Genomic DNA, 17,245 nt, shown 5'->3' on the forward strand with positions numbered 1-17,245 from the left:
CCAAGCGAGGCAGGAGTTGCCTTGGGTTTTTGCCTAAAAAGTCCTGTGATGAGCCCACATATGGCTGTAGGGTTTTTGAAAAAGTGACCGGGGGCATAGAATATGCAGGTAAATGAAACTCTACCCCTGCCGGTCGTAGCCCAAGTCACACCGATTTGGGTATTCTTGAAGAAGGCCCCTTGGGGTCCAGCTAGTAATAATGGCGAGGCACCGAGCTCAGGCCAGAGAGAAGAGAAGGAATACTCCAGTGGAGAAGTCAGCACCCGGTAGCGAAAGAGCCGAGGAAACCGGCAGTGCAAGCAGCCGGAGCAGGCGCCCCCATAATCGCGTCCAGAGTCTGCTCTACCGCAGTGACGAAGCCCGCCGGGGAGTGCTAGAGCTTGAGCGTGCTCTCTTGGGTGATAACCTGACCATGAAACGCCGGGAGGTGGCTGAAGAAGCCGGTGTTTCCCTGCTGACCGCCCGTAAAATTTGGCGGTCTTTGGGGCTCCCTAACCACAAGGATGATGACGAGCACTTCACGCACGCCGACAGCAAGGCGCTTAAGACGGTGAACTCTCTAGTGCAAGAAGGCCAGCTCTCCGAAGAGGCCGCTCTTTCCATTACCCGCTCGGTCGGGCAAATGATGGACCGCATGGTTGTCTGGCAGGTAGAGGCCCTGGTTGAAGACATGGTAATCCACGGGGGTCTGACCGATACACAAGCCCGGGGGGAACTGCTGAACCTGCTCCCGCGTCTGATTGAAGACCTCGAGGATATTACGGTCTATGGCTACCGTCGCATGCTTAACTCTGCGATTTTGCGCCTTGCTTTGCGCAACGAGGAAGACGGCGCACCACTGGCCGATAGTGATTTGCCCTTGGCGCGCGGTGTTGGCTTTGTTGACCTTGTTTCGTATACCTCTCTCTCGCGTGAGATGAACGAGCGCAAACTGGCTTCTCTGGTGAAGAACTTTGAGCAGCGATGCGCCGAAGTTATTGCTGTGGGGGGCGGGCGTATCATCAAAACCGTGGGCGATGAGGTCATGTACCTGGTAGAGTCCCCTGAAGATGGTGCTCGTATCGCCTTGGCGCTCTCAAAGCTCATTAGCGAAGACCCCCTGCTCCCCGAAGCTCGAGTGTCCTTTGTGTGGGGGCGGGTTCTGCCCCGTCTGGGCGATATCTACGGCCCCACTGTTAACCTGGCTTCTCGCCTGGTAGCTTTGACTGAGCCCGGAATTGTGCTCACCGATGCTTCAACCGCTGAGGCGCTTGAAGACGATAAACGATTTGTGCTGATCCCGCAGGGCGTACGTAACGTGCGCGGGTTCGGTAATGTTAGGCCCGTGGCAATAACCCCGGGCATAGGCAACGAACTGGAGATCGATTTCGAATGACCCCGGCCCCACAACTCACCGTATATGCGGGCAAGTCAACTGACGTAGGCCAGTACCGCGATAATAATGAAGACTCCGTGGTCGTTGCTGGCACTCTCTGCGTGGTAGCTGATGGAATGGGAGGGCACGAGAAAGGCGAGGTTGCTTCGCGCTTATGCACTCGTACTCTGGCCTATTCTCCAATCTTTAGTTTGCCCGGTGGCATGACCCCTGAAGAAGAAAAAGCCTTTGACTCCGAGGTCGCGAGTGAGGCTCTTTCTGGGGATGCAGGTAGCCGCCTGCTCCGCCGACGTCGTAAAGAAACTTCAGCGCTTAATCGTCAGATTCTCAAGACTCTAGACAAGATTAAAGGGATCATCGGGGAAGCCGATGAAGCCATTAAAGGTGCCCTGGACCTACGAGCAGGTACCACCGTGACCGGTGCCTGGCTCACCCATATAGGGGACCAGCAGATGTGGTTTATTTTCAATGTGGGTGACTCTCGCACCTACCGGCTGGTGCGCAGTGAAGACGTAGAAACCGAGGATGCTCTTTCTATCTCGAACGGCCCTGTCGACGGTTTGGAGCTTGAGCAGATTACTGTGGATCACTCCGAGGTTCAGTACCTGGTCGATACAGGCCAGATTACTGCTCTTGAGGCGCTGACACACCCCCGGCGCAACGTCATTACTCGTGCGCTGGGTACCGGTAACTACTGGGAACCTGATTTCTGGGTAATTCCTGCCCGCGAGGGGGATCGTCTGATGATGTGCTCCGATGGGCTTTCCGGCGAGCTGTCCCATAACTATATGGCGCGTGTCTTAGCTACCGTTGAGCACCCCCAAGATGCGGCGGATGTGCTTCAGATGGCGGCTCTGCGTGCTGGCGGACGTGACAACATCACGGTTGTGGTAGCCGATGCGATTACAACTGAGGATGCCCAAGCTCGTGCCGATGAGCTCAAGGAGCTAACTGAGAGCGCCGCCCAGCAGATTGTGACCGGTATTGACGGTTATGACTACCACCATACAACCACGACCGAAGAAGAGCAGTTCCACTCTGAGAAAGACCTACACCGTGAAATAAACGGCTAATGACAGAGCCCCACCTGCAGATGCAGGTGGGGCTTTTGCGTGGGGTTTGTTCCATATCTACGCCCGGTTTTCTTGGTCAAGCCCTCCTATAGGGCACAATGGAAGCGTGAGTGAAAATAAAGACTTAGCCTCTGTCGAAGAAACTGCCCTCGAGCTTCAAGCAAGCGGCGGTGAGCGCCAGCAGATTCCCACAGATATTCGTGAGCAGTATGACCAGCTTGTGGACCGGGTGCGTCAGGCGCGTCAAAGCTACTATGTGAACGATGCTCCTACCATCTCCGATGCTGCCTACGATACCCTCTACCGGGACCTTGAGAAGCTGGAAGCCCAGTATCCTGAGCTGGTAGCTAACGACTCACCGACCCAAGAGGTGGGAGGCGAAGCTTCAGCCGCCTTCGCCCCGGTAACCCACCTGGCCCGTATGTACTCTCTGGAAGATGTTTTCTCACTAGAAGAGTTGGGCGCTTGGTTGGACCGCGCTGAGGCTAATGCTCAGCAGATGACCGGGAAGACCCCGGCTTGGCTGACCGAGCTGAAAATTGATGGTCTGGCTGTCAACCTGCTCTACCGTCGGGGCAAGCTGGTTCGTGCCGCTACTCGCGGCGACGGTACCACGGGCGAAGACGTCACCCACAACGTACTGACTATCGCTTCTATCCCCACCCAATTAGCGGGGCAGGGCCACCCCGAAGAGCTGGAGATTCGCGGTGAGGTCTTTATTTCCTCGGCTGACTTCCGTTCATTGAATGAGCAGATGATTGCCCAGGGCAAGGCGCCGTTTGCTAATCCCCGCAATGCGGCGGCTGGTTCGCTACGTCAAAAAGATGCGGCCTTGACCGCCGAGCGCCCCCTGAGTATGTTTGTGCACGGTATTGGCTCGCGCACCGGGCTTGATATCAGCACCCAGTACGAGACCTACGACCAGCTCAAAGCCTGGGGTCTGCCGGTGAGCCCCTACTCCCAGCTGCTGACTGGCAGGGCCGAGATTCTCGATTTCATTGCCCAGTACGGCGATCAGCGCCACTCTCTGGTGCACGAGATTGATGGCATCGTCATTAAGGTCAATGATTTTTTTACCCAGGAGCGCCTGGGCTATACCTCACGGGTGCCTCGCTGGGCCGTTGCCTATAAGTATCCACCGGAGGAAGTCAACACCAAGCTACTTGATATTCGGGTCAACGTTGGGCGCACCGGGCGCGTCACTCCTTACGGTGTAATGGAGCCGGTAAAGGTTGCAGGCTCTACCGTTGAGATGGCTACCCTGCATAACCAGGATGTGGTGAAAGCTAAGGGGGTTCTGGTTGGCGATACCGTTGTGCTGCGCAAGGCTGGGGATGTCATCCCCGAAATCGTAGGCCCCGTTGTTGCGCTACGTGACGGTAGTGAGCGGGAGTTCGTGATGCCCACAGACTGCCCCTCATGTGGTCAGCCTCTTGCCCCGGCTAAGGACGGGGACGTCGATATTCGCTGTCTCAATGCTCGTTCATGCCCGGCTCAGCTAACCGAGCGCGTTAACCACCTGGCCGGGCGCGGTGCTTTTGATATTGAAGCCCTGGGGTACGAGGCCGCTCGAGCTTTGACCAGTCCTGCCGCTCCTGCCCAGGCACCACTGGTATCTGAAGCCTTCCTTTTTGACCTCACCGCCGAAGACTTAGCTGATGTTCGGATTGAGCGAGAGAAGAAGGTCAAGGGTGTTGCTACCGGTGCTACCGAACTTGTGCCTTATTTCTACACTCGTGGCACCGCCAAAAAGCCGAGCGCTCCCACTCGCAATACTGAAAAGCTCTTCGAGCAGCTTGAAAAGGCCAAGAGTCAGCCCTTGTGGAGGGTATTGGTTGCACTCTCTATCCGCCATGTTGGGCCCACTGCGGCTCGTGCCCTGGCCACAGAGTTCGGTTCAATGGATGCTATCAGGGCGGCCAGTGAAGAAGAGTTGGCGCATGTAGATGGGGTAGGGGCAATTATTGCTCGTTCCCTCATGGAATGGTTTGGTGAGGACTGGCATCTGGAGATCCTTGAGCGTTGGGCTGCTGCTGGGGTCCGCATGGAGGACGAACGAGACACCGCAATTGAGAGGACGCTGGAGGGCCTGACTATAGTGGTCACCGGTACTCTAGAGGGCTTTACCCGCGATAGCGCAAAGGAAGCGATTATCATTCGTGGCGGCAAGGCATCTGGATCGATTTCTAAGAAGACAAGTTACCTGGTGGCAGGGGCTTCAGCTGGCTCTAAGCTGGATAAGGCTGAACAGCTTGGTGTCCCTGTGTTGGACGAGGCTGGGTTCCGTGCGCTTCTGGCGGGTGCAAGCGAACCTACCCACTAGAGGGTAATTACAGAAAGGTCACAGGGTTTTTGGACTTTGTGACCTTTTTGTGACCTAGAACCACCTGCCAGGCTAGGGGTTGAAAATTTTTTTGAGAAATTAAAAGAACCTTCTAACCTGTCTAAAAAATGCTTGTCCCGCTCTTAGCCTCCCAGATACAAAACCTATATATCCCCAAAAATCAGGGATTTTTTAAGGTGTGAAGGGTGATACAAGCCTGTCTTTAAGTGTGTGTATCGCACCCTCCAGAGGTGATGGGGGTCGCGCCCTTTGACTGTGTTGTGTCTCAAATTGGGGTTGGCAAAGCTGAAATCGTTACGTTATCGTTATCTACGAATCAATAAACGATCGTCCGAATGGGCGGTCAATAGTTCACGGTGGAAGCCGTGAACGCATGCTGGGCTGTACCGCACACCTGATGCCGTCTACAGGGTATAGCCTCAACTGATCCCACTACGATTACGGGTAGACGGCAATGCGAAGACGTCCAGGGATGGAAAGAGCATAAGGTGGCCTCACGGAGCATTACATGTCTTCCAATATTCGTCGTTCAGCAGCAGTACTGGCAATCGGTGGCGCAGCAGCCGCATCTCTGGCAGCTACCCCCGCAGCAAACGCTGCCCCCCTCGAAGCTTGGGAAGCTCTGGCTCAGTGTGAGTCAGGCGGTAACTGGTCAATCAATACCGGTAACGGCTTCTACGGTGGTCTGCAGTTCACCCCTTCATCCTGGGCAGCAGCAGGTGGCTCCGGTAGCCCCCAGTTTGCTTCAAAGGCAGAGCAGATTCGTGTAGCTGAAAACCTCCTGCAGATGCAGGGCTGGGGCGCCTGGCCTGCATGTTCATCTCGCTTGAACCTCTACGCCTACGGCACCGGTAGCGCACCCGCAGCCGTTGCTGAGACTCCTGCAGTGGCAGCACAGTCAACCACCGTAACCGAAGTTGCTGCTCCTGTTGTTGAAGCAGCTCCCGTTGTTGAGGCTGCACCTGTTGTTGAAGCAGCTCCCGTTGTTGAGGCTGCTCCTGTTGTTGAAGCAGCTCCTGTCGTTGAAGCAGCTCCCGTTGTTGAGGCTGCACCCGCAGGTCAGACCTACACCGTTGTTGCCGGTGACACCCTTTCCGCTATCGCCTACGCTCACGGCTTCAACGGCTGGGACGAGCTGGTAGCAGCTAACTCCGACCTCATCAAGGACGCAAACGTCATTGAAATCGGTTGGGTACTGAACATCCCCGCTAAGTAAGACCTCAACTCTTAGCTTCAAGCGGTTATAAAACCTGTAGCTGTGGCCTACACCCTAGGGTGTAGGCCACAGCTTTTTCTGCGCTCTCCATGGTCGTGGGTTTCTTAGCTCCTGGGTAAGGCAGGGAAATCGTGTTAAGCAGGCAAGCGGGCTAAGATAGACCATGAAAACCTCTATCTAAAATGTGGAAGTGATTATGTCTGTAATTACGAGTGAGCAGGTAGCGCACCTAGCTACCCTGGCTCATATCGAGATGACTGACGAGGAACTAGCTGCCATGGCCGCTGAACTCGACATCATCGTTGAATCCGTTAAATCTGTCTCTGATGCTGTCTCTGACGATATCCCGGCAACCAGCCACCCGATTCCGCTCAAGAACGTCTTCCGCGAAGACCTTGTAGGGGAGACCCTGAGCGCTGATGAAGCTCTCTCCGGCGCCCCCGACGCTGAGGACGGCAAGTTCAAGGTGCCCGCTATTTTGAACGAAGATTAAGGAGCAGGCATGACTGACATTATTAAACTGTCCGCAGCCGAAATTGCTGAAAAGCTTGCCGCTGGTGAGCTGACCTCAGTTGAGGTGACCCAGGCCTACCTGGACCATATCCTTGCTACCGATGGTCAGGCGCTTGACCCCGATAACCGGGCCGCTGGCAAGAGCGGCCTGAACGCTTTCTTGCACCTGAACTCTGAGGAAGCTTTGGCTGTTGCTCGGAGCGTTGACCAAGACCGTGCCGCTGGTAAGGAACTGCCTGCCCTGGCCGGTGTCCCTATCGCCGTGAAGGATCTGATCGTCACCAAGGGTCAGCCCACCACTGCCGCCTCCCGCATGCTTGAGGGCTGGATAAGCCCTTACGACGGTACCGTCACCCAGAAGCTCCGCCAAGCGCGCATGCCTATTCTGGGTAAGACCAATCTCGATGAATTTGCGATGGGTTCCACCACCGAGCACTCCGCCTTTGGCGTTACCCGCAACCCCTGGGCACTGGATCGCATTCCCGGCGGCTCAGGCGGCGGCTCAGCCGTTGCCGTTGCGGCTTTCCAGGCTCCTTTGGCCCTGGGGACCGACACAGGTGGTTCAATCCGTCAGCCTGCGGCTCTTACCGGCTCCGTCGGTGTCAAGCCCACCTACGGCTCAGTCTCCCGCTACGGTGTCATTGCTATGGCCTCATCTCTGGATCAGGTAGGCCCCTGTGCTCGCACCGTCCTTGATACCGCGCTACTGCACGAGGTCATCGGTGGGCATGACCCCAAGGACTCCACTTCACTGCCCGTTCAGGTCCCTGCTTACGCTCAGGCAGCCCGTGAAGGTGCCACTGAGGGTGGCATCAAGGGTCTGCGCGTAGGCGTCATCAAGGAACTGACCGGCGAAGGCTTCCAAGCCGGTGTCATGGCTCGCTTCAATGAGTCACTGGAACTTCTCAAAGAAGCCGGAGCCGAAATCGTTGAGGTGTCCCTGCCCTCCGTCAAGGAAGCAATCGGTGCCTACTACCTGATTATGGCTTCGGAGGTTTCTTCAAACCTGGCTAAGTATGACGGCGTTCGTTTTGGCCTGCGTAAGCTGCCCGAAGAAGGCAACATTACCATCGAGCGCGTCATGGCTGCTTCTCGTGCAGCAGGCTTTGGTGCCGAGGCTAAGCGCCGCATCATTCTGGGTACCTACGCACTCTCTGCCGGCTACTACGATGCCTACTATGGCTCAGCCCAGAAAGTTCGCACCCTGATTCAGCGCGATTACGCCAAGGCCTTTGAGCTTGCAGACGTACTGATCAGCCCCACCGCTCCCACCACCGCCTACAAGCTGGGTGAGAAGACCAAGGGCGACCCCATGGCTATGTACAAGGGCGATATCGCTACCGTGCCCACCAACCTAGCCGGTGTTCCTTCGCTGTCTCTGCCTGCCGGTCTAGCAGATGAAGACGGCCTGCCCGTGGGTATCCAGTTCACCGCTCCTGCCCATGAGGACGCCCGTCTCTACCGCGCAGGTGCAGGCCTGGAAGCCCTGCTTGTCTCTCAATGGGGTGGCTACCTGCACGAGCAGCTACCCGATACTGAAACCCTAATCCGTGACTTCGACTTCGAGGGAGCTAAGTAAATGTCTGACGAAATCCTGTCGTTTGAAGAAGCCATGGAGAAGTACGACCCCGTACTTGGCTTTGAGGTGCACGTAGAGCTCAACACCAAAACCAAGATGTTTGACGCGGCCCCCAACGAGTTCGGTGACACCCCCAACACCAACATCACCCCTGTTTCGCTGGGGTTGCCCGGTGTTCTTCCTGTGGTCAATGGCAAGGCTGTTGAATCCGCGATTAAGCTGGGTCTGGCACTGGGGTGCGAAATCGCTCCTATCTCACATTTCGCGCGGAAGAACTACTTCTACCCCGATACCCCCAAGAACTTCCAGACCTCCCAATACGATGAGCCCATCGCCGCCAACGGGTCATTGGATGTCGAGCTGGAAGATGGCACCGTCTTTACCATTGAGATCGAACGTGCCCACATGGAAGAGGACGCCGGTAAGCTGACCCACAAGGGTGGTAGCGCTGGCCGTATCCAGGGCGCTGACTTCTCACTGGTGGATTACAACCGTGCCGGTGTTCCGCTCATTGAGATTGTGACCCGCCCCATTGTGGGTGCCGGTGAGCGTGCGCCCGAGCTGGCCCGCGCCTACGTTGCGGCAATCCGTGAAATCGTCAAAAACCTGGGTATCTCCGATGCCAAGATGGAACGCGGTAACGTGCGCTGTGATGCCAACGTCTCGCTCATGCCTAAGGGCACCACCGAGTTCGGTACCCGCTCAGAAACCAAGAACGTGAACTCACTGCGTTCCGTTGAGCGTGCTGTCCGCTACGAGATTCAGCGCCACGCGGCTGTTCTTGAGGCAGGGGAGAAGGTCGTTCAGGAGACCCGTCACTGGCACGAGGACACCCGCGAAACCACATCGGGTCGCCCCAAGTCCGATGCCGACGATTACCGCTACTTCCCGGAGCCCGACCTGGTTCCCGTTGTTACCGACAGTGAATGGATTGAGCGCCTGCGTGCAGAGCTACCCGAGCCTCCTGCCGAGCGCCGTCGCCGTCTGAAGGCTGACTGGGGTTTCTCGGACGAGGAGTTCCGCGATGTAGTAAACGCCGGTGCTATGGACGCTATCGAGGAAACCGTAGCTGCTGGTGCTCCCGCCTCCGTTGCTCGTAAGTGGTGGATGGGCGAAATCGCTCGTATCGCCAAGGAAGGTGAAGTTGAACTGACGGAAACCGGTGTGACTGCCCAGACCGTTGTCGAGCTAAATAAGCTGGTTGAAGCTCAGAAGATCAACGACAAGATTGCCCGCCAGGTACTTGGCTTTGTCATTGATGGTGAAGGCCAACCCGCTGAAATCGTCGAGAAGCGCAGCCTTGCTGTTGTTTCTGACGATGGGGCGCTGACCGCCGCTATCGACGATGCTCTGGCAGCTATGCCCGATGTTGCCGATAAGATTCGGGCCGGCAAGATTCAGGCTGTTGGCGCTATCGTTGGCCAGGTCATGAAAGCAACCCGGGGGCAGGCAGATGCCGGACGTGTGCGCGAGCTGATTTTAGAAAAACTGGCCGTATAAAAGACTCTAAGAGGGGCCTCAATAGCAAACAGCCCACCTGCTAGCAGGTGGGCTGTTTGACTCGCACCATTTATACCCTAGGGGGCATCATCTTGACCTTTCGGGCCAAGAGCTGGGCTTGAAAAACAAGCCCTAGAGATTCAGGAGCTATATCGCACCAAAACTACCTGAATCAGTGACCGGGTGGGTTCCGCCCTTAGGAGAGCCAGATCTCTGGGGGGAGAGATCCTGCTGACCAGCATGCCTGCAGATATGAGGTGAGCACCTGCGGTTTGTCAGGCTGGTTAGAGCCCTCCTGGCTGGCTGAGGAACCCCTCAAGAGGGCCTCAGCCGTTTTACCTCAACCGGTGCTTTGATTCTATAAGTGCCCATGTCGTTCTTATGTAGCACCGGGAAAAGGCAGCTGCTAGCGCCATCGAACCACCAGGTAGTCGTCGCTGAGTAGGGGGATAAAACAGGACGAGTAGTCCTCCACTGTTTCATGGATTAAAGTTGTGTCTGCTTTGGACCCGCGACCCTCCAGTAGAATTTCGATGTCTTTTTTCTGCCCTCCCGTCTCAACCCGGATCCCGGTGGAATGAACGCGCGTCGCTAAGGGGAAGTGGATTTTTCGGAATCCCTCGGAACCGGCAGGAGCCTGGATAAGGACAGAAAACCTGAGCATAAAGGTTTGCAGGGGTGGTATGTACTGCATGGGAGTAAAAACCCACTCCGGGCCACCCTCTAGCCTGCTGAGTAAGAAGTTGCTCTCTCGGACGGTGACTGTGCTAGTAGCTGAAAGCGGTAGCAGTAAGGCCGAGCAACCGGTCTCTAGGCTCAGGAGCTTGGCGTTGATATGAGCCATGACATGGTCTTCCCCATCCTGATCTGAGGGGGCTAAATCAACTCTAGTGAAGGAACTGACGATAGATGCCTGGGGCACCACTCTGAGCATTCCGAGCATCTCATCCGTCTCGATCCCTGTGGTCAGTACTTCATGGAGGTTAGCGCTGGCGGAGGGGCTGAAACTAAAGGTTTCGGTGAAAAGGTTGAGGGTGTCAAGACTGATATGCTCCCCGCGAATAGCGCGGCTGACCCGGTCTTTGTAGCGGCTGCTGGAGCAGTCTTGACCATAATAGTGTTTGCAATGGGCGGCGATGGCCCTGGATATGGCCCTGACCGAGAGAGTCTGGGAGGGCGGATCGCCATCTGAAGCGGTGTGCTTAGACCAGATAGCGCGGTTGCTTGCCGAAAGTAGCTCCTGGCGCAGAATCGCGCTGGCTAGTTTGACCGACTGGTCACGAAAAGAATGGGGCGCCGGTAGCTGAGCACCCTCGTCCAGGGAAGGAAAATCAGGATTATGATTCATGACTAGAGTGACTTTCTCTCAAAGCCTTAAGAATCTGAGTGGGAGTGCTCCCACTGGTAGGCAACAATGGTGTCCTGAATAATGGGTAGGGACAGGGAATGATAGGACTGGTCGGGCAGGCTAGAAGAATCAATCAATTCGGATTCATCGATGGTGGGTCCCCAGATTTTTTTGACCATGTTCTTCAGGGGCGCCTGTCCATCAATCACTAAGGTGAAATTGTAACGGGCCTTTTCAAAAGGCCCCAGGGTGATGCAATTTTGGTTATCTATGAGCTGATCTTCAGAGGGGTCGATATCGATTCGATACCGTACCTGGTGGATCTGTTCCTTACGGATGGGGCTAGGAGGCCGGATAACCAATTCCCACAGGGTGTTATCCTCCCCGTGGGGTTTGATCTTCTCCGGTGCCTGGGTCACCTGTAGCTGACCCCCCTCCAGCAGATTAAAGTCTGCCTGAGGGGCCTCAAAGCGGGGTAGGATACGGGTGACATGATCCCTGTCAGCTTGGATCACTTCTGTAATGTCGATGCTGGTTAAAAGGCCCTCCCTATCCGTATGGCAGATCATGATAGTGGACAAAGAAGTATAGTCTGAACGTGCTCTTTCTAGGGCATCTGGTGGCTCTTCCTCATCTGCCGAGATAGTGGATATAGCCCTGCGAGAGAAGGTATCTGCCGAAAGGGCTTGGCGTAGTTCCTGGCGCTCTGAGAGAGTGAAACCAAAAGCGGACGCAAAGAGCTGAAGCGTTGAATCGGAGGGTAGATAGCCCGTGAGTGCGCGTGATACGCGGTCCTTGAGCGATTCTACTGATACCTCTGTGCCAGTCTCGTCAGAGAGATGATAGGCGATGAAGGTGGCTACAGCTCTTTGGTTGACCAAAGAGCCCCTTTGCCTCTGAGCATAGGGCATCCACTGAGCCCGGTAAGCAGGTTTACTGAGAATGGAGAGTAAGACCTCCTGAGTGATGCTCAGAGGGACCTTTGAAATATTGTTTGTCATAGTCGTAACTTATGCAAGGGGCCGTCCGGCCTGTGTCCGCTCAGTCTTGAGCACCTAACTTTTGTAGTAAGAAGGCATAGTCCCAGGCGATTTCTTTCCAGGCGGTATAGCGCCCCGAACCGCCACCGTGACCGCCCTCCATCTCAACCTTCAGGAGAGGCGTGGGGGAGTCCTGTGCAATGGTGTGCCTAAGAGCGGCAACCCACTTGGCTGGCTCCACATAGAAAACTCGGGTGTCATTGAGCGAGGTGACCGCTGCAATAGCAGGGTAGCGAACCGGGCGGATATTTTCGTAGGGGCTGTAGGACTTCATGTACTCATAGACCTCACGGTCGGTTATGGGGTCGCCCCACTCCTCCCACTCCAGGGACGATAGCGGCAGGTTAGGATCAAGAATGGTGGTCAGAGCATCCACAAAGGGTACCTGTGCAAGACAAGCGGCGTACTTCTCGGGAGCCATGTTCACCACCGCACCCATCAGTAGACCACCGGCAGAACCGCCCATAATTCCGATGCGGGAGGCATCAACCCAGGGCTGCTGTGCCAAAAAGTCGGTAGCAGCAATGAAATCGGTAAAGGTGTTCTTCTTAGCCAGTTTCTTGCCCTCGGTGTACCAGGCGCGGCCCAGCTCCCCGCCACCTCGAACATGGGCAACAACGAAAACGACGTTTCGGTCCAGCACACTCAGGCGGGCCGTTGAGAAATAGGGGTCCATGGAGGACTCGTAGGAGCCGTAGCCGTACTGAATCACAGGGTGTCCCTGACTCCGATCCAGGTCAGCGCGGTGCATGACAGACAGCGGAATCATAGCCCCGTCCTCAGCCGGTGCCCACATGCGGTAGGCCGTGTACTGCTCTGGCTGGTAGCCAAGGACCGGGGTCTGCCGGCGCAAAATGAGCTCATCGCTGTCCGGTAAATAATCGTAGACGCTATTGGGGGTTAGATAGGAAGTGTAGTTCAGCCGTATCACCGGGGACATGATATTGACCCCCGAAAAGGCCGAGGTATAAAGCTCATCGGTAAAACCGCCCGGCTCATAGAGCTCAATTCCCTGAGCATGCGGGTTTGCAATTTGCTCTGCTAGAGCATTCCGAGGGGCAATAAAGACCTTGACCGTGGTGTTCTCACGTGCCATAACCACCCAGTGGTTACGGGAGAACTTGAAGCCCTCAATCCTGACATCGGAACTGTGCGGCATCAGAGGAATCCAGCCCGCCCGGAAGTACTCAAAAGCAAGATACCGGTCATGCAGGGGAGCAAGAACAACCTCACCGTTAGGAGCCTGGTAATTGTGCCCCAGTACTAGGTAGCCGGTTCCGTTGACATCGATAATGTCGGTGGTGTGCTCAAGCTCAGCATCCCGGTGCAGGATGAGGGTGGGCTCAAGCTGGCCCAGTTCGTGAATGTTAATAATGCGAGTCTCTGAGTATTCAGAGTTGGCAGATGTGATCACAAGATGGGTGCGGGATGAGGACATGTTCGCGCTCAGCCACATACCGGGGTCGTCCTCGCGGTAGAGCACAATGTCCTGCTCCGGGCTGGTGCCCAGCGCATGAGCGCGAATCTCGTAGGGCCGCCAGGACTCATCAGCCACTGAGTAGATCAGGTGGCTTGCGCCGGAGGCAAAGAAAGCACCTGAAAAGATGTTCTCCAAAGTTTCGGGGAGGAAGTCACCGGTCTCCAGATTCTTAAAGTACTGGGTGTAGCGTTCATCGCCGGAGTCGTCAACACCGAAAGTCAAAAGGGTGCCGTCACGGGTGACCTGAAAAGAGCCTAGTGAGAAGAAAGCCATATCGCGGGCGAAGTCGTTACAGTCCAGGACGACCTGCTCCCCGTCTAGAGGCTGGCCGGGCTGAACGACCGGCGGCTCGTAGCGCTCCGCCAGGCTGCCCTCGGTCTGAGCGGGAACCCGGCACATAATCGGGTACTGCTGACCGGCGACGGTGCGATTGAAGTACCACCAGGCCCCCCTGCGTGAAGGCACCGACATGTCGGTTTGCTGGGTGCGGCCCTTGATTTCTTCAAAAATAGCGTCACGTAGGGGCTGTTGGTCGGCGGTTACGGCCTCGGTGTAAGCGTTTTCTGCCTTCAGATAGTCCAGTACCTGCTGGCTTTCTTTATCGCGGAGCCACTCGTAGTGGTCGATAAAAGTATCACCGTGGTGGGTACGTTCAAGAGGGGTACGTTGGGCAAGAGGGGGCACGGGCATGCTCGGTCACCTTTCAGCCGGATCTGTGGGTGTGTGCTACAGGGCAGGTAGGGCTACCCGGTCAGGGTAGAAAATGCCTACCAACTTTCTAGTAATTTGGTGGAACCAAATATCCTGAGTGTACGCAGTCTATAGCTTTTTTGCGACCAATGAGACTCTTTTATCTAGTGGGACCAGAGATTTCTCAGTTACATAAGTTATATAGCGGTAGATACTAAAGAGTTTGAGCCAAGCCATATTACGGAATTTATGGGCAAGTTACCTTTACGCTGCGGTGGTGGGTGTTTTCATGGGTGTTTAGTAGCCCTTGTCGGTGGGGGCGTTCCAGTCGAGGGGTTCTTTGCGTTGGAGGACGTCGTTGCAGACGGTGTCGAAGGTGTACATTTCGCCGTATTGGAAGGCCATGTAGGTGATTTCGCCGCCGGTGGGGGTGGTGGCCATGATGCTGATGCCGTTGCTTGCGGGGCTGAAGTATTTGGGTTGGAGGTTTTGGGTTTTCCAGTAGGTGTAGACCTTGTCTATTTTTTCTTGGTATTGCTGGGGGGTGAGGTCTTGGCTGGTGTTGAGCATCACGGACAGATTGAGTTTGTCTTTTCCGCAGGAGCCGATGGGGTAGGAGTTTTGGAGGTAGTCGGGGGTGTAGGTGCGTTTGCTGGGGTAGGTGTAGAGGGTGGGTTCTGTGCCGGTGGCGGTGATGGTGCCTTGGGTGAGGGTTTTGAATTCTTCTTCGATGGTGGTGGCGTTGGCTGTGGGGTTTGTGGTGGGGTTGGGTTGGGTGTTGCCACCACCGCAAGCGGTCAGAGCACCGAGCGAGACCATAGAAATTACCAGAACCTTTCCTAGAGACGATTTAAAATACATTAGACTGAAGCTTCCTTCCTAGCCCCGGGTGGGGGCTCTAGACAGGGGAGGGGCAAAGGTCAGAACCTGGTCGCCGGTCATAGAAGACTGTGCCTTCCTAACCTTTTGCATAATTTCAGGGCGTACCCGCCCATTTTCATCGCAGTCAGCAGCAGTAACTGGAACTAACCGTAAACTATCGCCCTCACTCTCATAGTAGTAGGGCTTATAGAGTTTCAGATCCAAGTCTTCGGTATAGCCCAGTGCCGCTCTCGCACCGTAGACCAGGCTCGAGGTTTGCTTGTGAGCGTAGCCCTGATTGTCGCCGTCAATGTTGAAGCCGTGCATATCAACATCCTCCAGGTAGTAACCATCGGCGGATATACCCTCAGTAGATTGGAAACGCTGGGCATCAGCAACAGCATAGGGGAGCAGACGGTTTTCTTTCGAGATTAGCGATGAATCTAAGAGCCAGCCCGGCAGGTAGCCTCCGAGGGCTGTCCAGTCCTCCATTGAGTCGGTAAAGAAAATCTTTTGTCTGCCCTTGGCATCACGCTCCACATTCCAGCCCTCGGCTGAATTGGCATCGTAAATGCTCTCAATACCCAGACCGGCTGATCCATACATGACGATATTATCAACCTTGGTCTCTGAGACCTGCATGGCCTCGGCGGTAGTAGTTGTACCGTAGGAGTGGGCAATCACCGATATATGAGCATCACTATAGAGACCGTCTCTTTCACAGGTAACCGCCGTGGACTTAGTAACATTCAGCCCGTCAATAAAACCGGCTAGGTTTTGGCCGCCCTGTTCGGCCAGGTAGATATCGGTCACCATCTTTGACTGGGTAAAGGTCTTGCCACCCAAAAGCTGTCTGCCTTCTTCATCGAGATGAGGGGGAGTCTCGTAACCGATCCAGAGAACAACAGCAAGTTTGGGGTCGTTAGTGCCATGGAGTTGTTCTGCTCTGTATTGTTCCTTATAGATGTTGTCTCCTGTACCAACAAGATCTTCAATGCTACCGGCCACGTTATTAGTCATACCGGGGACGACTACGGTTACCTTATCGGCATCATCCACCGAGCCCAAGGAGACCGAAGCCAGCACGTTGTTATAGTCATAGCCGTCCTCGTTCTCCGGCTTAATATTGGAGAGGTCGAGGCTGGTAACGTACCGGGGGATTCCGTCATCTTTCATGGTCGCTGCGGCGAGCAGGTTTTCCAGAGCTTTTCTGGTGGCTTCATCAGTATTCGGGTCTTCTGCTACTGTTTTCGCTAACTTACGGTTAGCCTGATCCCTGACCGTGTACGGTACCCCATCCATATTCCCCACAATCCCCGGGGCGGCAATAGTGAAAGCCTTTTGCTGGTTTTCATCCAACTGCGCCCACCAGGCCTTATAGGCCTCCGCCCGATCAATGTTGCTACCTTGCATCTGCAAAGGAAAACGGGCGAACTCCGGGTGAGCCGCAAAATACTCATTAATCTGCTGGGGTGTCAGCTTACTCAGCGCATCCAATAGCTGAGGCTGAAACTCATCGGATGCAGCAGCGGTTTCGAAAGCAAGAGTCAGAGCCTGAGCATCAAAACCCAGGAAGAAAGAAAGAACCTCATCAGCAGACGAGAAAGGAGCCAGCCCAGAAGCACCAGAAGACCGATCCACAAAGATGCCACCAATACCCGAAATATTGTATCCATTAACGGCGGTTGCTGACCGGGACGTGTATTGCTCCCGAATCTCATCAACCACAGCCTGCTGGGTAGCAATGCAAGCATTTGCCTCTGAGATGTCCTGGCGAAGAGAAAAAATCATTGAACCGCTTAGATCAGCGGACAACCGCCCCAGTGCGGAAGTGAGGGAATGACGTTCATAAAAGCGGAGTTTATCCTGAGTTTCTTCCTTGTGAATTTGGGCCTGTCGAGCTACCGAAAGAGCCGCGTCAGCCTTTTCCTGCATCTCTCGTAGGTTCTTCTGCCAGTCAGTCAGAACATCGTGAACCCGCTGAAACTCACCGGAGATTTTCTCACACATCGTGGCGCCCAGCTCAAAGGTATGCTCAATTTTGGTGATGCGGTTACTCCTACCGTCAATACACCTACCGCGGTTTAAAACTTTTCTAATAGCATCAATCTCGGTTTTGCGGGTAGACCAGTGGTTAATGGTCGCTTGCCAAGAATCAGGATCACCAGGGCAAGGGTCGCCACCTGTCAGAGGAGACCAATCCGATGGACGTGAACCCATCATGCC

At 55.3% G+C, this 17,245-nt stretch carries 12 protein-coding genes; 7 read left to right on the top strand and 5 right to left on the bottom strand.

Features of this window, described 5'->3' with window-relative positions; genetic code table 11:
• The first annotated feature begins 247 nt into the window (after positions 1-247).
• The 7 genes from ACN08V_RS07030 (at position 248) to gatB (ending at position 9,600) form a co-directional block, all read left to right on the top strand.
• A complete protein-coding gene (locus ACN08V_RS07030) occupies positions 248-1,375 on the top strand; it encodes an adenylate cyclase regulatory domain-containing protein (RefSeq protein ID WP_419099821.1) in 1,128 nt (375 codons plus the stop codon).
• Entirely contained in the window at positions 1,372-2,448 is a 1,077-nt protein-coding gene (locus ACN08V_RS07035) for a PP2C family protein-serine/threonine phosphatase (RefSeq protein ID WP_419099820.1), read from the top strand. Before ACN08V_RS07030 ends, ACN08V_RS07035 begins: the two co-directional genes overlap by 4 nt.
• Positions 2,449-2,632: 184 nt before the next feature.
• Positions 2,633-4,771 carry an NAD-dependent DNA ligase LigA gene (gene ligA / locus ACN08V_RS07040; protein WP_419105089.1) on the top strand — a complete coding sequence of 713 codons (2,139 nt, stop codon included), beginning with the start codon at positions 2,633-2,635 and terminating at the stop codon, positions 4,769-4,771.
• A 529-nt stretch (positions 4,772-5,300) separates the two neighbouring features.
• The gene (locus ACN08V_RS07045) at positions 5,301-6,008 is read left to right on the top strand and encodes a transglycosylase family protein (RefSeq protein ID WP_419105019.1); all 708 of its coding nucleotides are present in this window, start codon (positions 5,301-5,303) and stop codon (positions 6,006-6,008) included.
• A 196-nt stretch (positions 6,009-6,204) separates the two neighbouring features.
• Positions 6,205-6,501, top strand: coding sequence for an Asp-tRNA(Asn)/Glu-tRNA(Gln) amidotransferase subunit GatC (gene gatC / locus ACN08V_RS07050; protein ID WP_419105020.1), 297 nt, complete (start codon positions 6,205-6,207; stop codon positions 6,499-6,501).
• A gap of 9 nt (positions 6,502-6,510) precedes the next feature.
• Positions 6,511-8,100, top strand: a complete 1,590-nt coding sequence (gene gatA, locus ACN08V_RS07055; protein WP_419105021.1) for an Asp-tRNA(Asn)/Glu-tRNA(Gln) amidotransferase subunit GatA — start codon at positions 6,511-6,513, stop codon at positions 8,098-8,100.
• Positions 8,101-9,600, top strand: a complete 1,500-nt coding sequence (gatB, locus tag ACN08V_RS07060; RefSeq protein WP_419105022.1) for an Asp-tRNA(Asn)/Glu-tRNA(Gln) amidotransferase subunit GatB — start codon at positions 8,101-8,103, stop codon at positions 9,598-9,600.
• A gap of 406 nt (positions 9,601-10,006) precedes the next feature.
• Here gatB and ACN08V_RS07065 read toward each other — a convergent pair whose 3' ends face one another.
• The 5 genes from ACN08V_RS07065 to ACN08V_RS07085 all read right to left on the bottom strand — a co-directional run bounded on the left by ACN08V_RS07065 (position 10,007) and on the right by ACN08V_RS07085 (position 17,242).
• The gene (locus ACN08V_RS07065; protein WP_419105023.1) at positions 10,007-10,948 is read right to left on the bottom strand and encodes a hypothetical protein; all 942 of its coding nucleotides are present in this window, start codon (positions 10,946-10,948) and stop codon (positions 10,007-10,009) included.
• Between the two features lie 26 nt (positions 10,949-10,974).
• On the bottom strand, positions 10,975-11,949 hold the full coding sequence (locus ACN08V_RS07070) for a hypothetical protein (protein ID WP_419105024.1): 975 nt from the start codon (positions 11,947-11,949) through the stop codon (positions 10,975-10,977).
• 40 nt (positions 11,950-11,989) lie between these two features.
• Positions 11,990-14,158 (bottom strand): S9 family peptidase, encoded by a 2,169-nt coding sequence (locus ACN08V_RS07075; protein WP_419105025.1) that lies wholly within the window; start codon positions 14,156-14,158, stop codon positions 11,990-11,992.
• Between the two features lie 297 nt (positions 14,159-14,455).
• Positions 14,456-15,019 (bottom strand): hypothetical protein, encoded by a 564-nt coding sequence (locus ACN08V_RS07080; RefSeq protein WP_419105026.1) that lies wholly within the window; start codon positions 15,017-15,019, stop codon positions 14,456-14,458.
• Between the two features lie 18 nt (positions 15,020-15,037).
• A complete protein-coding gene (locus ACN08V_RS07085; protein ID WP_419105027.1) occupies positions 15,038-17,242 on the bottom strand; it encodes an alpha/beta hydrolase in 2,205 nt (734 codons plus the stop codon).
• Between the last annotated feature and the right edge of the window lie 3 nt (positions 17,243-17,245).

Source organism: Rothia sp. P5766 (genome assembly GCF_048513555.1).
Taxonomy (GTDB): Bacteria; Actinomycetota; Actinomycetes; order Actinomycetales; family Micrococcaceae; genus Rothia.